The sequence below is a fragment of the Embleya sp. NPDC025285 genome, assembly GCF_055558835.1.
Window position 1 is genome coordinate 1 of record NZ_JBVHLU010000122.1, and the last position, 17,229, is coordinate 17,229.

The following is a 17,229-nucleotide window of genomic DNA, read 5'->3' on the forward strand; positions in this document are numbered from 1 at the left end:
CATCCGTGTACTTCGACGGACGTCCCACTTGGACTTCCCTTCCTGGACCTCACGATCCAAGTTTCAAGGTGTCCATGATCAAGGGGAAACCTCAGGGGGTGGCTCCGGGCGGCGATAGCCGGGGGCGTTACCAGAATTCAGGCCGGCCATCGCCCCGGCTACCTCAGGCCACCCCGGTCCGGCCCCACCGGCGGCGCTGACGTCAACGCGCCGCCGGTGGGTAGACCACCGAAGGTTCGGGACGTACGCCCCCACCCGGGAGCCCGGACACCCCTCTCCGGGACGAGTGGGCTACAGGACCCGAGGCACGGGCCCGCCCCCTCGCGTACGCATCCCGACGACCCGCGTCGAGTATGGGGATCCGCGAATCGGACTCCCCGTCGACATCAGCATCGGGAAATGGGAGCCGCGGGCTCTATTCTTCATCCCTTGCGTCCGGGATGGTGTGGACCGCTGCTTCCTCGGCGGAAGCCGCGCCGCCGTCGATTCCCACATCGTGAGCCAGACCTGCGGCTTCGTCGTCGGGAACGAGACGGCCCGTTCGGCGTTCTCCGACCCGGTCGCCCTGCGCCTCACCGGGGGCATTCGTCGAGTCGCCGATGCCGTCACCCGGCTCTGGTTCGACATCCGGTTGTTCGCGGGCCAAACGCCGTTCCAACGGTTCGCCGGTGGACTGCTCGTCCGCCGTCGTGCCGAATTCTTCGACCCCGAGGGGTCGTTCCGGCGGCGAGTAGCTCGTGTCCAGGATGTCGTCGAGGTTCGGTTCGTCGAGTGCGTTCTCCAAGTCGAGTTCGTCGTCGGGACCGTTGTCGATGTCGGCGTTGTCCGGTTGGTAGACGTCGTCGCCGCGCGCTTCGTCCGACATTTGCGATGCTCCTGTTCGCGAGGTGCGGCCGAGCGATCCCGGGTGCCAGAGAGCCGCGACGCACTCGGTGGGGACCTGCCGAGTCTCGGAAGTTCACGTACTGGCGTTCGCCAAGATCGGCGAAGGGGCGACTGCCCGGTTCGTCGGCCTTCATGCTCAGCCTGCGGTCGTTTACATGTGCCTTTCGCGGCTATCCGGTATCACCGGGAATCCAGCAGCGCCGCCGACCGAGGCGGCGCGGGAGAGGAGGAACCGTGACATCGCATGGCAAGGGACGACGGAATACACAGGCGGATGCGTCGAGTGCCGGTCACAGCAAGGAGGCCGTGGATCGAGGGCCCGGCGCTGCCTCGGGAGCGGAGTCACAGGCCCAGGAGCGGGAGGTGCCGGGGGTCGCGAGTCTTCGCGAGGGCTACAACGCGCTGGGCGGTACGGCCGACAACGACCCCCTGGCGGGCGTCGAAGCGCCACACTCGCAGGAGGACGAAGCATCCGAAGCCGATTCCGAGGCGCGTGATCGGCCGCAGTGACCGGGACATAACCCGTCGCCAGGCGCTCCGATTCGGTCCGGAAGTCCTCCGAAGGACGGTCGTACACGCTCTTGGGCGATTGATGACCTGGTCGTACATCGACACCGGTGCGGCACCGATCTCGTGCGCGCCGACCGCGGATCGACGGGGCCGGCGCGGGAGGCGGGGCGGCCGGCTGCCGCCCCGCCTCCCGGCGGACCACGGGCCGTTTCGTAGCCGACATCGCCACTCTCGTCCTTGACGTCGAGTTCGATGGTGTCGATCTTCTTCTGTCGCACCAGGTCGAGCAGCGGTTCGCGCTGGGCAGCCGCGCCCGATCCGATAGTGGTGACGTGCGCGGCGCGCGCCCGGATCGGGCACCGACACAATGTTCGGGCCTGGGCCGGTCACATGCGTCGAAGCACGATCATGAGGGGTAAGCGCGGCGTCTACCGGCCATCAAGATGGGCAAGCGGGCCGAGGCGGGAGTCGGGTGGATGTGGAGCTTGACCGACACGGCGGTTGTGCGGGGCAAGGTGGTGGCCGTTACCGGGGCAGGCTCGGGACTCGGGCGGGCGTTGGCGCTCGAATTCGCCCGGCGTGGGGCCCGGTTGGCGTTGGCCGATGCCAACGAGAGCACATTGGGCGGTACCGGCGATCTCGTCGCCGGTACCTTCGGTCGCCGACCTCGTGCGCGCACGTTGGACGTGGCCGATCCTGACGCGGTGCGCGAGTGGGCGGACGACACCGCTCGACACCTGGGAGGTGTCGATGTGCTGGTCAACAACGCCGGGGTCGGTGTGGTCGCTCCCTTCGAGGAAACGTCGGATGAAGACTTCGAATGGCTGATGCGCACCAACTTCTGGGGCGTCGTGTACGGCTGCCGAGCCTTCCTGCCGTACCTGCGCAAGTCTGACAAGGGGCACCTGGTCAACATCGCGAGCGTCTTCGGCCTCGTCGGCGTTCCGGCGATGGGCGCGTACTGTGCGTCGAAGCAGGCGGTTCTGGGGTTCACCGAGTCGTTGCGGCACGAGTTGCGGCTGTCCCACACCAACGTGCGCGTGACGACGGTGGTGCCCGGTGGGATCGCCACGAGTTTCGCCCGCTCCGCGCGGAAGTCGTCGAGCGTGGACGACGACGCCTTGGCCAGGATCAGCGCCCGCGTCGCGCTCACCTCGCCGGAACGCGCCGCGGCGTCGATCGTGCGTGGTCTCGGACGGGAGAGGCGCCGTGGGCACGTCGGCTTGGACGCGGTGCTCATCGATCTCGGCCGACGGGCATTCGGCTCACGGACGGAGCCGTTGACGCGCCGCATCGCAGGTCGTCTGCTTCCGATCGTGTGGAAAGAACCGCCTTGTGACCCACGGGCCGAGAGGCCGTCCGCTTCCGTCGCCCCCTGAGGAAGGGGACAGACGGGCGTGCCGTCGAGGCACCGTGGGGGCGATGCCCACACCGAGCTTTGCCTTCCGGCGTCTTACCAACGTGAGGTGATCACCCAAGCTCGGCATTCGCCCGTTCGAGGCATTCGTGCGGCGTGTTTCCGGACGTGTGGCGGCTCGGGGCCCGGGTGGAGGCAGGCTGGGCTGCCAGGCCACTGGACGGGAGACACATGCCGGTCACCATTGTCGAGGGCCGACGCCTGACTCTCACCAACTTGGACAAGGTGCTCTATCCCGGACCGGGCACCCGCAAGCGCGAACTGTTGGAGTACTACCGGCGCGTTCACGGCGTGTTGCTCCCACACGTGTGTGACCGACCGGTCTCGTTCGTTCGATTCCCCGATGGCGTCGAGGGACAACTGTTCTTCGCCAAGCACCTCCCGCCGGGCACTCCGGACTGGGTGCGGCGCGCGGCGGTGCCGTCCAAGAGACACGGCACCCGGCGTCAGGTCCTGGTCCAAGACCTGGCGACCTTGATATGGACCGCGAACCTCGGCGCCCTGGAACTTCACGTACCGCAGTGGCACGCCGCTCGTCCCGGTATCGCCGACCGGCTCGTCCTCGACCTCGATCCGGGGGACGGGGCCGACATCCTTACCTGCCGCGACGCGGCCCTCCTACTGCGCGAACGCCTTGCCGCCGACGGCTTGGCCAGTTGGGTGAAAACCTCGGGATCCAAGGGACTGCACCTGTTCGTCCCCCTCGCCGACACGCCGTCCGAGCAGGTGTCCGCCTATGCCAAAGTCCTCGCCGAAGACCTGCGGGACCGACACCCGAACCTTGTGGTCTCCTCGATGGCGAAGGTGCAGCGCACCGGCAAGGTGCTCGTCGACTGGTCGCAGAACAACGCCGCGAAGACCACCGCAGCCCCCTACATCGTTCGTGCCCGGGAGACCCCCACCGTGTCCACCCCGGTCACCTGGGACGAACTCGCCGCCGCCACCGGGCCCGACGAACTGTCTTTCACGATCGACCAAGTGCCCGATCGCGTCACCGAACTCGGTGACGTGCTTGCCCCGCTCCTCGACCCGGCCCGAGCCCACGCACTGCCCGCTTCGCCACGAGCGCGCCGGCCGACCGCCCGGCACGTCACGGTCGCCGAGGCCGGTACCCGGCCGAATGCCCTCGAGCCGCCCATCGCGGTGATACGCCCGCGTGAAGTCACCACACTGCCCGATGAGGACGGCATGCGCGGGGGAACCCGCTACGAGATCGAACTGGATGGACTTCGCGCGGTCGCGTTCGCCCGAGGCCCAGGCCGTACCCGCCTCCAGTCCCGCTCCGGGCAGGAGTTGGCGGCAGACTTCCCCGGCATCGCCGGGGTCGTCGGCGCGCTGCCCGCCGGAGCGCTCCTGGACGGCGCGCTCGTCGCCACCCTCGAAGGCGCGTTCGCGTTCGAGCAACTGTTGCGCACCCGGCAGGCCCGGGACGCGGATCACGTCGCTGTCTCGTACATCGCCTTCGACCTTCTCGCTCACCCCGAACTGGGCGACATCCGTGAGCGTCCGCTCAGCGAGCGGGTCTCGCTGCTCGCCGACGTGCTCGCCGGGGCCGGCCCGCCCGTCGAACTCGTTATGGCCACCACCAAGCGCTCCGAGGCGCTGCATGGCAGGAAGCGCTCGCATCGGCCGGTGTAGAGGGCCTGGTCTGCAAAGGGTTGGGGACCGCCTACCGGCCCCGATCGGCGGCCGACGCATGGGTCACGTTCCGTCGGGCCGAAGCCAACGACCCGCCCCATCCGTGTCCGTGAGGTGTAGACGGACATCCACCGCCGGTCACCTGTGCGGCAACTATTGCCCGGGCCGAACACGGCTTCTACGCGCGGTGGTCGGGCGAAGGATCGCCGGCCTCCACCCCTACGGCGCTTTCGGGGGAGATCGACATCGCGGCACTGTCAGGTCGCTGCGAGCTCTCGTCGGCGTCCCCTGACGAGTGGGCACCCTTGTGTGATCACCGGGATCTTGGTGTTCGGGGTATCGAGTGCGCAGGCGGCGGAGGGGAACGGGCCGCCGGCGAGTCCCAGGACGAGACTCGCCGGCGGCCCGAGACGCCTCGGCGGCGCCCCAGGACCGGGCGCTCGGCTCAGCGCTCCATCGTCGCGCGCTTGTTCGGCACGCTGTGTGTCATCGACAGGCCCTCGACATCACGTGGTCCGTTGCGACCGAGCTTCTCGAGGCGACTGCGGTCCTCCTCCGTCAGATCCTGACTCGCCAACGGTTCCAGGGATGCGACGTCGTCCGCGCCGATACCCAACGCCTCGCCGACACGCCGACCCAGCTCGTCCTCAACCAGGAAGAAGTGCCAGACCATCCGCTCCTGGACGTCGCGTTCACACTGGGCGAGTTGGGTGGACAGATTGAGCACGAGGTCGTCACGCTCCCACTCCTCCAGCAGCCGGAAACGTTGCCCTGCCTGCTGGTAGTCGTTGGTGCGTGGGATCCGCCGGCGCATGACCCTTCCCGCGATCGTCGGTCCCTGCTCGTCGGTGGTGGGGTACTCGGCTTCCCGTAGACCACCGTGGATGGACGGTTCAAAGTTGACGTGCGGGTTCTCTGAGCCGCCGTCCACGTGATACGTCATCATCCCGTCGCGCTGATTTGTGCGTACGGTGGCATTCTTCGCCTGGTTGACGGGCAGTTGGAGGTAGTTCGGGCCGACGCGGTGGCGCTGGGTGTCGCTGTACGAGAAGGTGCGCCCCACCAACATCTTGTCGTCGGAGAAGTCGAGACCGTCGACGAGGACGCCAGTGCCGAAGGAGATCTGCTCATTTTCGGCGAAGGCGTTCCGAACGCTGCGATCGAGCACCATGCGGCCGACCGGCCGGGGCGGGAAATCCTCTTCCGGCCAGACCTTCGTGTCGTCGAGTGGATCGAAGTCGAGTTCCGGGTGATCGTCGTCGGACATCATCTGCACGAGCAGCTCCCACTCGGGGTGCTCTCCGCGCTCGATCGCCTCGCGGAGATCTTTGGTGGCGTGCCCGAGCTCGTCGGCCTGCACGTTCGCGGCGTCGGCCCCCGTCATGCTGCTGACGCCCACCTTGGGCATCCAGTGGTACTTCACCAGAACGGTCTCACCGGCCGCGTTCACCCATTTGTAGGTGTTCACGCCGAACCCCTGCATGTGTCGGTAGTCCGCCGGGATACCACGGGGACTGAAAAGGTTGACAAGCATGTGCATGCTCTCGGGAGTTTGCGACATGAAGTCGAAAATGCGATTCGGTTCCTGGCGAAAAGTCACCGGGTCCGGTTTGAGCGCGTGAATCACGTCAGGAAACTTGATGGCGTCGCGGATGAAGAACACCGCGAGGTTGTTGCCGACGAGGTCCCAGTTGCCGTCCTCGGTGTAGAACTTCACCGCGAACCCGCGAGGGTCGCGGGCCGCCTCGGAAGAATCCCGCCCGCCGATGACCGTCGAGAAGCGCACTGCCACGTCGGTGCGCTTGCCCCGCTCCTGGAACAGCTTGGCGCGAGTGAAACGCGAGATCGGCTCGTTTCCCCAGGCGCCGTAGGCTTCGAAATACCCGTACGCCGTGGTACCCCGCGCGTGTACGACCCGCTCGGGGATCCGCTCGCGATCGAAGTGACTGATCTTCTCCAGGAACTGGTAGTTCTCAAGTGTCGCCGGTCCGCGGGCTCCGACGGTCCGCTGGTTCTGGTTGTCGTACACCGGGTGCCCTTGCCGGTTGGTCAGCACCTCGCGAGGGTCGTCACTCGTGGAACCCTTGCCCGAAACGTCTGTCATGATGTCGCCGTTTCCCTTCACGCGGTGTGGACGTTCGCAGTAGGTTCGATCCGCGGAAGGTCAACTGCCGGCGAAGACACACCCGCGCCCATCGTCCGCTCGCGCTACCCGGGAAATGGCAAGTCCAACCACGCGTCGACATCCGGGGTTTCAGGTGTCGAGGCGCGTTGTGCGACAACTCGGGAAAGGGGCGCCCGTACGGGTGAGACTCGGAGCCAGTCGCGGATTCGCCCAGGAGTGCCCGGAGCGGCGATCGCGCGGAGGCGAGGGCGGGTGTTCATGGTGCGAACGACGGCCCTCCGGCATCGACGTGCCCGGTCTGGCGTTCCATGGCGTGGCGCTGCGGGTGAAGTCCGAGCAGGAACGCGTGGCGGCGGACCGAGTCGATCACCGCCGCGCCTGCGTCGTCCAGAACCTCCGTGCCCGAGAGGTCGAAGGCGACGTCGACGACGTGGTCGGGCAGCGCGTTGATACTGGTCATGAGGTCCTTGCGAAGGTCGTGGGCGACCGACGCGTCCGCCACCCTGGGCACTCTCACCAGGGCCAGACCGCGGTCGGTCACACATACGCGAACTCCGTCGTGGGTCACCCGGTTCACTCCCTCGGGGGTCGATTCGCCCGTCCGGCGCGCGGTGCCGGGCCGGGATCCTGCGGTCTGCTTGTCCCCGATACCCGTGACGGCGCTGGTCTCTGGCAGAGGCTGCTTCCGGTGGCGATTGTCGGTCGATGGGTCCGCTACCCGGGGCACGGCAGTCGAATCGGCCCTGTGGCACGGATAGGCGCCGTCGGTGACACGACGTCACCTATCGGCGATCCGATGGCCGTGTTGCCATGGACGGCTCCAAACGCCGAAGAGACCGCATGATTCGGAGTGAGGCGGCGCAGTCATTGTCGGAGTTCGAACAGGTCCCGGGTCCCGGCGAGTCCGGACGAGGTCATGATCAGGGAGACGGGCAGGAGATGTGCGGCTTGGATTTGCGAGAGGATGTGGTGCCGGCCGCGGGTGAGGGCGTGGGTGCCCGCGCAGTGGCGGAAGTCGAGCCGGCCGAGGTCACTGTGTACTGCGCGGCCCACCGCAGTGATACCGGTGAGAAGCAGCCCGGTGGCTCTGTTCGCATCGATCTCGCCCGTCGGCGAGACCAGGATTCGATCGGGGCGGTTCCTCACGGTCGCCCGCAGGCCGTCGGGGCGGGGCCGACGGGCGGACGTCTGTGACAGGGGCCGGGTCGCCTCCCGGGAGAAGTCGATCGAGTGTTGTCGACGGACGCCTCCGGAGTCTGCCCACGCCGTAGGCTTTCGAAGGGCCCGCACTTCGACCTCGTGCCGCCGGGGCCGTGCGAGGGGTTTAGCGTGCCTCGGTCGTCGGAATCACGAACACTCGGCGAGGCGGGACACGACGGTGTTCGGGCAGCGGGCCGCATCGTCCGGTCGATCGCGTGCATCTCGAGCGACACGTGTGGACGCACCGGCGACACGCGTGACCGCTCGTTGAACGCGGGTCGCCGGTGCGCTTGTCGCGCGGACGGCGATACGCGTCGTCCGCGGGCGGGCGGCCTGTCGAAGCCGTTCGGCGCGCCCACAAAAGGGCCTTACCACAGGGTCCTCACTGTTCAAACCGGCGTTCGAGCCCGTTGGCTCGGGGCCCGCGGAAGAAACAAAGTTCGGCGTGCGATCAGGGGCGGCGCCACGAGTCGTCGATCAGGTGTGAACCCGCTTGAGGGCCCATCCCGAGCATGCCCCCGTCCACGCTCCAACTGGCGCCAGTGACATATGCGGCGTCCGGGCTCGCCAGGAAGGCCACCACGGCGGCGACTTCGCGGGCATCTCCGGGGCGGCCGAGCGGGATGCCGGGACGACGTTGGCTCCGTGGGTTCACATCCGTTTGACCGGTCATGGGCGTTGAGATCTCACCGGGGGCCACCGCGTTGACGGTGATGCCGTGCTCGGCCAGTTCGAGCGCCATGGTCTTGGTGAGCAAGCCCAAGCCGCCCTTGGCCGCGCAATATGGGGCGCTGCCCACCCGGGGCTGGTGTTCGTGGACGCTGGTGATGTTGATGATGCGTCCGCCGCCTCCTTGGGCGACCATTCGTCGTGCGGCGTGCTGCCCGCACACGAACGGAGCCACCAGGTCGACGTCGAGAACTTCGCGTAGTCGGTCGATGTCGATGTCGAGGAAAGGCGTGGAAGTGCCGATACCGGCGTTGTTGACCAGGACGTCCACTCGGCCGAGTTCATCGGCGAGTCGATCGATGACGGCGCCGACTTGGGGGAGTCGGGTGAGTTCGAGCGCGGAGCCGGCGCAGCGCCGACCCAGGGCGCGGACCTCGTCGGCAGTGCGTTCGCCTTCGGCCTTGTCGTGGTGCCAGGTGATGCCGACATCGAATCCGGCCCGGGCCAGCGCGACCGCAGAGGCTCGTCCGATGCCCGATTCGGAACCGGTCACGATGGCGACGCGAGGGTACCCGGTGCTGTCGTCCGGTTGTCCGGTACCAATTGTCTCAGCGCTTCCCAGAACCTGGGCGTTTCGGATGCCGCCCTCGACGTTGTCGCTGTTCATGCCGTTCCTTTCGTACCTCCCGCGCGCCGACCCCGAGGGCAGGGGGTTCCCCGGCCGTATCGGGGTCGGCGGCTGGTTCCAGGCGTTCGTGCTCACACCTCGCCGCGCCAGGCGCCGGTGGCGGTGCCCCTGGATTCGATGAACTTCTTGAAGCGCTCCAGGTCGCCCTTGGCCTGACGACGGACGAACCCGAGTTTGTCGCCGACGGTGTCGGCGATGCCCTGGGGATCGTGGTCGAGTTGCAGCATGACCTTGCAGCGGCCGTCGTCCAGACGATGGAAGGTGACCACACCGGCCTGTCGTACCTCGCCCTCGACCGTGGTCCAAGCGACGCGTTCATCGGGGACCTGCTCGGTGATGGCAGCGTCGAATTCCCGCTTCATTCCATTGACGCTGGTGACCCAGTGGGTAAGCGTGGGCGTGCGCTGCTCGATGCGCTCCACGCCGTCCATGAAGTGCGGGAAGTCCTCGAACTGCGTCCACTGGTTGTAGGCGACGGTGACGGGCACGTCGACTTCGATGGATTCCTCGATCTTGGACATGTCTTTCCAGTCTGTGGTAGATGGTTGGTTTCCCCGCGCCCGCCACGATCGCTCCTCGCCGCGGCGGCTATCGCGCGGGGTGGGTTTTCCGCCGGCGGGCGTCGCGGTTCCGCAGATCGGATTCCAACCGGCGCAAGCCCTCTCCCTCGCCCAGTTGGGAGATCTCCGGGGTGCCGTCGTCCTCGTGTGCCCGGTCGATCTCCTCCTGCTCCCGCACGGACACGGGGGATTCCTTTTCCCGAAACCGTTCCACCGCGTCGCGAGCCTGTTCGAGCTTCGCCTGCGAGCGGCGAAGGCCCTCCTCCGGACGGTCCATGACGTCGTCTCCTCGTCGCATCGTCGGGGATTTCCCGACCGGTTCGAGCCGTCGCTACCCGGGACAGGCGACTCCATGCAGTCGTCGGGCGGTGCGAAACCGAACCGGACTGCCGTCACCGGAGCCCACCTCCCCAAGCGGCGCGGCCCGGGGGTGCACCTTGGCTGTCGCGCGGCCGCTGAGTCGGGCGCGACAACGAGCCCCTGGTGCTTGTGGAGCAGGCCGTCGGGTGGATCAGCGGGCGGCCCCCCGCGAGGCCCGTGAGCTCGTCGACGCCCAGAAAGGCTCGTGACAGCCATTGGATCGGCACTCGTGATTGTGCGATCGGGCCGCCTGACAGTTCCAATACGGTTTCCAACCAGCCACGGAAGGGACCGCCCCAGGGAGGCCCGATCGGTGCGGGATCACTTTCCCCGTGCCGTAAGCCGGGCCGAGCGCACCTCCGTGCGGAGAGGGGAAGCCGCAGCGGGGGTCCTGCTCGACCCGATACGGCGTCCGTACCCGGGTGGGTGGCATCCATTCAGCCGAGAAGCGGTTGTTGTGCGCGGACTCCGATGCATGGGTGCCAGGGTCGGTGACGCCGTCGCAGACCGCCGACCTTATGGCGCTGTTCGGTCAACCGCCGTCCCCGACGACGAATGCCCGATCGCGGCGGTCACGCAGGGGAGGCCCGGCTCCCGCAGCAGCCGGTATATGCGATAAGCCGGACACGGTCGAATGGTTGCACTGCCGTGCGGGCTGACATCCCAGCGTCGGCCGTCGCGCTCGACGAAGCCGTACGCGTGCGTGCCACTGACGCGCGTCCCCGAGGGCAGAGCCGTTCGTAGGCTTTCAGGCGCGGGCACCCGGCTTGCCTGCTCGGTTGCCGCGTCGGATTGGCCCTTCGGCGCGCCGCGCCAAGCTTGGACGGCCCGTCCCGCCGCCGCCACGGTCGTGGGCGGTCGCGGTGCCCGACACCGGTGCCGATTTTTGGGCATCGGCTGGTCCCGGAAGGGCAGTGGTGAGTGACCGAGGAATGCTTGCGCAAGGCATGCCCGCCGGGCGAGAGGAAGGCTGCCGTGAACGACGACCACGACGCACGCAGGGGGCGGATGTTGGCCGGCCTGTTGAGCGCAAGCCATCTGATGCCCCTCGAGGATATTGCGGCGGCTGTGGATGAGCACGCCAAGGGTGTGGGTTTCACTCGGGTACTCATCTACCTCGCCGACGTGCAGCGGGAGAGTCTGAGGTTGCTGGTCGCCGACGATCCGAATCCGAATGGAGCTTGTGGGGACGTGGAAACGCGCCTGCGGATCGACGGCACCGTGGCCGGGCGCACCTATCAGTACGGCCGGGTGTTGTCCGCGGTTCCCAACGACCCGCTGCGGGGCCCGTGGTGGGTGCCGGTGCTCGACGGTGTCGAGCGCCTGGGCGCCCTGTGTGTGAGCACCGCGACCTCCGACGACCATCCCCGAGTTCGGCAGGACATGCACGATCTGGCGGCGCTGGTCGCACTGCTGGTGGCCAGCAAGCGGGGCACCAGTGATTCGCACGCGCGTCTGACCCGGACCCGCCCAATGGAAATCGCAGCGGAGATGCAATGGCACCTGATGCCGCCGCGCACCTATGCCGACGGTCGTGTGGTCGTTTCCGGCACGATGGAACCGGCATACGCCATCAGCGGGGACGCCTTCGACTACGCCCTCGCCGGGTCGGTGGTGCACCTGTCCCTATTTGACGCCATGGGTCACGACACCGCAGCCGGCGTAACCGCCAACCTCGCCATGGGTGCCTGCCGCGCGACCCGTCGACGCGGCGGCAGCCTGATCGAACTCGGCGACGCCGTCGAGAGAGCGATCGTGGAACAATTCGGCACCACCCGCTATGCCACCGGCGTCCTCGCCGACCTCGACACCGATACCGGCGTTCTGACCTGGATCAACCGCGGCCACCACCCACCGGTGCTCATCCGCGACGGACGCTGGATCACCCTGTTGGACTGCCCACCCGCCCATCCCATGGGCACCGACCTGGGCCTGGAAACGGTCCTGTGCCGCGAACAGTTGCAGCGCGGCGACCGCCTGGTTCTCTACACCGACGGGATCACCGAGGCCCGCCGCCCCGGCGGCCCCGAATTCGGTCTGCAACGTTTCCTTGACTTCCTCATCCGTCACCATGCCGACGGCCTGCCCGTCCCGGAAACACTGCGTCGTCTGGTACGGGCGGTGTTGAGGTACCACGACGGCCGTCTGGACGACGACGCCACCGTACTGTTGTGCGAGTGGGTCGGACCCGGCTCGACACCCAATCGTGAGGCTGTCATCTCGGCCGGTCTTCCCGAGCCCCCGTCCCTGGCCAAGGCAGGACCCGCCGGCCCGAGTACGCAGGATGTTCGAACCGGCGGGGGATAGTTCGAAACCGGTTGGTCTCGGAGATCTCTTCCCGAGAACACCGGCGGCGTGGTCGACTTGTCCTCGGTTCGGCGGCAGCGGCTGATCCCTGCTCGCGTCACTCGGGAGTAGGCACCGACAGGTTCCCGGCCGCTGCTCGCCACAACCCCGACTCCGGTACCGTCCGCCTGACCATTTTTATCCGCTTGGCGGCGGAGCCCTTGGGCCCGGGGATCTTGAGTGAACCGTTGCCGACACCTGCTGAACATCGAAAACCTCCCTCTGCCCGTCGACCCGTCTCGCACGGAGTACGGCAGCCGGCCTTCGGGGTGTGTCAGGTCCGGTGACACCGCCGGCAGAGCGAATGCGCCGCGCGATCGCGAGAGGCGCGCTTGCGCGGACCAAGGTGCGGGTAACCGGCGGAAATTCGAGCATGTGGCGCTCGCCGTCGCGCTACGCGCGCATGTGCCACAAGCGTTCGGTGATCGTCCGGTGACCAGCCCGGCTTTCGAGGGCGTCGACCGCGGCGCCCCACGACTTTTCGAGAGGCCTTTCGCATGCGCGCGGTGACGTACAACGCCTATGGCACCGGCAACTCCGGCTTGTCGGTCCGGGAAGTATCCGATCCGAAGTGCGGGCCGGGACAGGTCCTGATCGCGGTACGAGCGGCCGGCGTCAACCCGGTGGACTGGAAGCTCATGACCGGCGGGCTCGACGGCATGATGGACGCCGTGTTTCCGGTGATTCCAGGCTGGGACGTCGCCGGGGTCGTCGTCGCGTGCGGACCCGACACGCCGGAGTTCGAGATCGGTGACGAGGTCATGTCGTACGCCCGTAAGGACATGGTGCATGGCGGCACGTACGCCGAACTCGTGGCCGTCGCGGCCTGTGACGTGGCACGCAAATCGACGGCACTGCACTGGGCGGGTGCGGCAGGCTTGCCGCTGGCCGGCCTGACTGCACTGCGCACCCTGGAGCGGCTCGATGTCGGCAGCGGAAAGACACTGCTGATCCACGCCGCGGCGGGCGGGGTGGGGAGCCTCGCGGTGCAGATCGCGCGTGAACGCGGGGCGCGAGTCATCGGAACCGCGTCCGAGCGCAACCACGACTTCGTACGCGGGCTCGGCGCCGAGCCCGTCACGTATGGAGAGGGCCTGGCAGGGAGGGTCCGCGAACTGGCGCCGGACGGGGTCACCGCCGTCGCCGACTTCGTAGGCGGACAGTTGGACACGACCTTGGCGGTGCTGGCCCCGGGCGGGCGGCACGCGTCCACGGCCGACAACAGCGTAGAAGAGCACGGAGGCCACTGGATCTGGGTGCGCCCGGACGGCGCGAAGCTCCTGGAACTGGTCGAGTTGGCCGATCAGGGAAGGCTGACCGTCGAAGTCGCCGCCACGTACCCCTTGGAGGAGGTCGGCGCAGCTTGGGACGCCAGCCGGACGGGCCACACCCGTGGCAAGATTGTGTTGACACCGTGACCGGTCCGGCATCGGACTTATCCACGCCACCGGCTGCGCCGGCCACCACGGCTGTCGCGCAAACAAGCTTCTCGAACGTTCCTTCCCATTCCGCACGGTTGAGACTTCCGCCGTCGGCGTCCAGCGGGGTCTCGGCTTCTCCAGCCACTTCCATCACGACGAACTCGACGAGTCGGACGGTGGTGCGATCCGGCGACCGGGATTCGCAACACGCGAGGCCGGTGCGTCACAGTGCGTTCGTTCGTTCGTTCGTTCGATCGGTGCGGCTGTCGGCGGTGCACGAGGTCGGCGAGGGGGCTGTCCGTCTCCTCGCGCGGATCCTTGCGCGGATCGGGTACGCGGTGGAGGCGTTTGCCTGTTCGTCGGCGGGGCACCGGGGCTACGGCAGCTGTCGTCGTGTGCTTCGTGGTCCCCGAGTCCCCCGTATCGGCCGAATGGTCGGGGAGTGGCATCGCGCAGTCGACGTGGAGAGGCGCGGACATGAGAGCGATTCGACATCGAACGGAACCCGCCTGGGCCGACCGAACTCTGGAATGGTCCGGAGGAGCGTCATGAGCGGCCCGTTTCCCAACGCGGATTCGGATCCCGAGCGCACGTCGGCTTCGGGACACTCCTCACCTCCGGGCAGCACCGGGTCGGCGTCGGATGCGCCGCGGGCTGACGGGTTGGGTCCCTCGACTCCCGCTGAGGGCGCGGACCACCCAGGACGGTCCGGAACGGCGAACCCCAGGACTCACGACGCGCCCAATCCGTCTCGACGATGGGCGATTGGGGGAATCGGCCTGACCCTGCTCATTGCCGCCGTCGTTGCCGCCATGCTGATCGTCATGGCGATTCTGTGGGCGACGTGATCGGTCGCACAGAGCGATGCCGTCGTGATCGACCAGCGAGAAGGGGCCCGCGTCGGAACGGATATCCGCGAAGCATTTCGCGAAGGTCACGACGCCGTGATCCGTCTTGGGCGAGTCGCCGTGCTCGACTCGGGCGTGGCGGCCCTCCCCGACACCCCCGGGGGTCTCGACCCTGCGAACGACCCCAACCCTCCCCACAAGAAAGGTATTGGCCCATGGGTGCGGAACAGGCCATTGCGGACTTGGTCACGGCTGCGCGGAAGGTTCCGCAGGAGACCGTCGACCGGCTCAAGGGAAGCGACAACCAGGACACCGTCGAACTTGGCGAGGCGATCGATGCCGTGCGAGGTGCAGAGATCGACAATGTCGGTGACCTGCTTGTGGGCCAATCGGTGAACGTACATGGCCGGAACGAGACCAGCAAGGCATCCCGGCTTCCTTGACCCGCGCGTCGCAAGGGCCGGCGTTCGATCGCATCGTGATCCGGTCCGGTCCCGCGGTGCCCGGTCGACGGGATTGACCGTTGCGCCGCTCAGCACCTCGATATCGTGCGTGGCGCCGGCAGGCGCCTGCGATCTTCCGACGGCTTCGCGAGGTCGCAGCAGGCTACGTCGCGTTCTGTGGGCGCAGCGCCGGGTCTCAGCCGCCTTCGACGCCGGTGGCGCTGTGGGGCGCGCCGACGGGTTTGGATTCGGGGGAGCCGCGCTGGCGCAGATAGATCGACAGGACCGCCATGGACGCGATGGCGAGAAATTCGGATTGCCAGTTCTGCAGGGTGCGGTTCCAGAAGTCGGCCGAGACCAAGTATCGGCCCCAGCCGATCGGGGCTTGCAGGTCGCGCAGCCGTTGCTCGTTGCGTGCGGCGACGCCGGTGATGGACTGGGCGAGCCAGGACAGCACGAAGATGCCCCCCATGACCAGGCCGAGTGAGCGGGAGAAGAGGCCCTGCCGCCAGCCGCCTGCTCTCGCCCAAGACGGTGCGTCGGGCCCGGTGTGTCGCCCGACCCGCTGGTCCCGGTCGCTCTCGGTGCCTGCCGTGCCCATGTTCTTCGACTCGGGGGACCCGCGTTGCAGCAACCAGACCGTGGCGGTGATGTAGAGGAAGAATTGCAAGTACTCCGACTGCCAGTTTTCCGTCACATCGACCGCGAAGTCGGAGGATGTCAGATACTCCTGGATGCCGACCTGCGGGTACTGAGAATTTCGGTTGGGGGTGACGGTGGGGCGGGCTGTGGGTGTATGCCGGTGTCATGCGGTATCCCGACGGGGGCGGCCTGACCGCGAAACAGCGGGCCCAGCGGGAGCAGGTGCGGTTACAGGCCGCCGAGATGTTCACGCAGGGCGTGGCGCCGCCGCTGGTCGCCAAGGCACTGCGAGTGTCACGCAAGTCCGCGTACCTGGCACGCCGAGTGGCGGGACGGAGGTGTCGGGGCGCTGCGTTCCAAGGGGCCTTCCGGCAGACCGTCACGCATGAGGCCGGAGTGGCGGGCCTGGCTGGACGCGGAGTTGGAACGGGGTCCGGCCGCACACGGCTGGGTCGAGGACCAGTTTTGGACCGTTGCCCGGGTGGCCACGGTGATCGCCCGTCGCTTCCATGTGCGCTTCAGTGTTCCGCAGACCTGGCGGATCCTACGCGCGATGGGGTGGACGCCGCAGGCCCCGGTGCACCGCGCCGTCGAGCGCGACGAGGCGGCGGTGGCCACCTGGGTGAAGGAGACGTGGCCCCGCGTGGAAAGACGGTGAGGGACCAGGGCGCCTGGCTGTGCTTCGCGGACGAGGCCGGTCAGACGCTGCGTCCGCCGAAGGCGCGTACCTGGTCCCGGCGGGGCCACCCGCCCGTCGTCCCCGTCGGCGGGAAGGGCTCGGGACGCATCTCGCTCGCCGGCCTGGTCTGTTGCGCGCCCGGCCGGCGCACCCGGTTGATCTTTCGGATCCGGGTGCACCGCGGCCGCAAGGGTGATCCCAAGGGCTTCCGTGAGAAGGACTTCGCCGAGCTGTTGGACTCCGCCCACCGACAGCTCGGCGGGCCCATCGTGTTGGTATGGGACAACTACACCCATCACGTCGACGCCGCGATGCGGGAGTTGATCGAGGCGCGGGCCTGGCTGACAGTGTTCCGTTTTCCCACCTATGCACCGGACCTGAACCCGGCCGAGGGCGTGTGGGCACACCTGAAGCACAGCCTTGGAAACCTGGCCGCGTGCACCACCGTCGAACTCGCCGCCCTGGCCCGCACCCGACTGAAGAGGATGCAATACCGACCCATCCTCCTCGACGGCTTCATCGCCGAGACCGGACTGACACTCGCCCCGCAATAGTCACCCCAAGCCGAAATTCTCAGTAGCCGTTCGCGGCACCAGCGCGCCGCGCGGGCCTCGGTCTATCCCAGAGCTCGAAGGGCTCGCGGAGTTCAGGGAGGTCACCGTGCGGCGGGCTCACACCACGACGATCAACGTCCGGTACAAGCTGATGGGTTTCGCGTCGGCCCGAAGGCACCGGGCGCCGCCGGTCTCTCTCAAGGCCTCAGGGGCCGGGACAACACAGGAGTCGGCCCGGTGCCCA

At 67.9% G+C, this 17,229-nt stretch carries 13 protein-coding genes and 2 pseudogenes; 7 read left to right on the forward strand and 8 right to left on the reverse strand.

The features are described 5' to 3' along the window. Positions 1-415: 415 nt before the first annotated feature. Positions 416-865: a DUF5709 domain-containing protein gene (locus tag ACZ4FV_RS44965; protein ID WP_465326680.1), complete on the reverse strand. Its 450-nt coding sequence runs from the start codon at positions 863-865 to the stop codon at positions 416-418. Between the two features lie 326 nt (positions 866-1,191). Between ACZ4FV_RS44965 and ACZ4FV_RS44970 the strand changes: the two genes are divergently transcribed. From ACZ4FV_RS44970 to ligD, 3 genes are all read left to right on the forward strand, one after another. Then, positions 1,192-1,395 (forward strand): hypothetical protein, encoded by a 204-nt coding sequence (locus ACZ4FV_RS44970; protein ID WP_465326682.1) that lies wholly within the window; start codon positions 1,192-1,194, stop codon positions 1,393-1,395. A 476-nt stretch (positions 1,396-1,871) separates the two neighbouring features. After that, positions 1,872-2,774, forward strand: a complete 903-nt coding sequence (locus tag ACZ4FV_RS44975) for an SDR family NAD(P)-dependent oxidoreductase (protein WP_465326684.1) — start codon at positions 1,872-1,874, stop codon at positions 2,772-2,774. 209 nt (positions 2,775-2,983) lie between these two features. After that, complete coding sequence (gene ligD / locus ACZ4FV_RS44980; protein ID WP_465326686.1) at positions 2,984-4,450, forward strand: non-homologous end-joining DNA ligase; 1,467 nt, start codon at positions 2,984-2,986, stop codon at positions 4,448-4,450. 445 nt (positions 4,451-4,895) lie between these two features. Here ligD and ACZ4FV_RS44985 read toward each other — a convergent pair whose 3' ends face one another. The 6 genes from ACZ4FV_RS44985 to ACZ4FV_RS45010 form a co-directional block, all read right to left on the reverse strand. Then, complete coding sequence (locus ACZ4FV_RS44985) at positions 4,896-6,554, reverse strand: catalase (protein WP_465326720.1); 1,659 nt, start codon at positions 6,552-6,554, stop codon at positions 4,896-4,898. A gap of 277 nt (positions 6,555-6,831) precedes the next feature. Further along, positions 6,832-7,116, reverse strand: a complete 285-nt coding sequence (locus ACZ4FV_RS44990; protein ID WP_465326688.1) for a hypothetical protein — start codon at positions 7,114-7,116, stop codon at positions 6,832-6,834. Positions 7,117-7,439: 323 nt separating this feature from the next. Beyond that, entirely contained in the window at positions 7,440-7,628 is a 189-nt protein-coding gene (locus ACZ4FV_RS44995; protein ID WP_465326690.1) for a hypothetical protein, read from the reverse strand. Between the two features lie 598 nt (positions 7,629-8,226). Further along, complete coding sequence (locus tag ACZ4FV_RS45000) at positions 8,227-9,111, reverse strand: SDR family oxidoreductase (protein WP_465326692.1); 885 nt, start codon at positions 9,109-9,111, stop codon at positions 8,227-8,229. 92 nt (positions 9,112-9,203) lie between these two features. Next, positions 9,204-9,653 (reverse strand): SRPBCC family protein, encoded by a 450-nt coding sequence (locus ACZ4FV_RS45005; RefSeq protein ID WP_465326694.1) that lies wholly within the window; start codon positions 9,651-9,653, stop codon positions 9,204-9,206. Between the two features lie 67 nt (positions 9,654-9,720). Next, positions 9,721-9,969, reverse strand: coding sequence for a hypothetical protein (locus tag ACZ4FV_RS45010; protein WP_465326696.1), 249 nt, complete (start codon positions 9,967-9,969; stop codon positions 9,721-9,723). A 1,091-nt stretch (positions 9,970-11,060) separates the two neighbouring features. Between ACZ4FV_RS45010 and ACZ4FV_RS45015 the strand changes: the two genes are divergently transcribed. The 3 genes from ACZ4FV_RS45015 to ACZ4FV_RS45025 all read left to right on the forward strand — a co-directional run bounded on the left by ACZ4FV_RS45015 (position 11,061) and on the right by ACZ4FV_RS45025 (position 15,110). Next, entirely contained in the window at positions 11,061-12,359 is a 1,299-nt protein-coding gene (locus ACZ4FV_RS45015) for a PP2C family protein-serine/threonine phosphatase (RefSeq protein ID WP_465326698.1), read from the forward strand. Between the two features lie 536 nt (positions 12,360-12,895). Then, positions 12,896-13,816, forward strand: coding sequence for an NADP-dependent oxidoreductase (locus tag ACZ4FV_RS45020; protein ID WP_465326700.1), 921 nt, complete (start codon positions 12,896-12,898; stop codon positions 13,814-13,816). A 1,066-nt stretch (positions 13,817-14,882) separates the two neighbouring features. Next, on the forward strand, positions 14,883-15,110 hold the full coding sequence (locus ACZ4FV_RS45025) for a hypothetical protein (protein ID WP_465326702.1): 228 nt from the start codon (positions 14,883-14,885) through the stop codon (positions 15,108-15,110). Positions 15,111-15,306: 196 nt separating this feature from the next. On the opposite strand, the pseudogene ACZ4FV_RS45030 reads toward ACZ4FV_RS45025, so the two are convergent. Beyond that, positions 15,307-15,858 (reverse strand): annotated as a pseudogene (locus ACZ4FV_RS45030) (DUF6766 family protein); the annotation flags it as partial. 59 nt (positions 15,859-15,917) lie between these two features. On the opposite strand from ACZ4FV_RS45030, the pseudogene ACZ4FV_RS45035 reads away from it, so the two are divergent. Then, positions 15,918-16,985 (forward strand): annotated as a pseudogene (locus ACZ4FV_RS45035) (IS630 family transposase). Positions 16,986-17,229: the final 244 nt, after the last annotated feature.

Bases quoted from the DNA above. Each gene is read 5' to 3' on its own strand.
- ACZ4FV_RS44965 (WP_465326680.1), bottom strand. From the start codon at position 865: ATGTCGGACGAAGCGCGCGGCGACGACGTCTACCAACCGGACAACGCC.
- ACZ4FV_RS45020 (WP_465326700.1), top strand. From the start codon at position 12,896: ATGCGCGCGGTGACGTACAACGCCTATGGCACCGGCAACTCCGGCTTG.
- ACZ4FV_RS44975 (WP_465326684.1), top strand. From the start codon at position 1,872: ATGTGGAGCTTGACCGACACGGCGGTTGTGCGGGGCAAGGTGGTGGCC.
- ACZ4FV_RS45015 (WP_465326698.1), top strand. From the start codon at position 11,061: ATGTTGGCCGGCCTGTTGAGCGCAAGCCATCTGATGCCCCTCGAGGAT.
- ligD (WP_465326686.1), top strand. From the start codon at position 2,984: ATGCCGGTCACCATTGTCGAGGGCCGACGCCTGACTCTCACCAACTTG.
- ACZ4FV_RS45025 (WP_465326702.1), top strand. From the start codon at position 14,883: ATGGGTGCGGAACAGGCCATTGCGGACTTGGTCACGGCTGCGCGGAAG.
- ACZ4FV_RS45010 (WP_465326696.1), bottom strand. From the start codon at position 9,969: ATGGACCGTCCGGAGGAGGGCCTTCGCCGCTCGCAGGCGAAGCTCGAA.
- ACZ4FV_RS45005 (WP_465326694.1), bottom strand. From the start codon at position 9,653: ATGTCCAAGATCGAGGAATCCATCGAAGTCGACGTGCCCGTCACCGTC.
- ACZ4FV_RS44985 (WP_465326720.1), bottom strand. From the start codon at position 6,554: ATGACAGACGTTTCGGGCAAGGGTTCCACGAGTGACGACCCTCGCGAG.
- ACZ4FV_RS45000 (WP_465326692.1), bottom strand. From the start codon at position 9,111: ATGAACAGCGACAACGTCGAGGGCGGCATCCGAAACGCCCAGGTTCTG.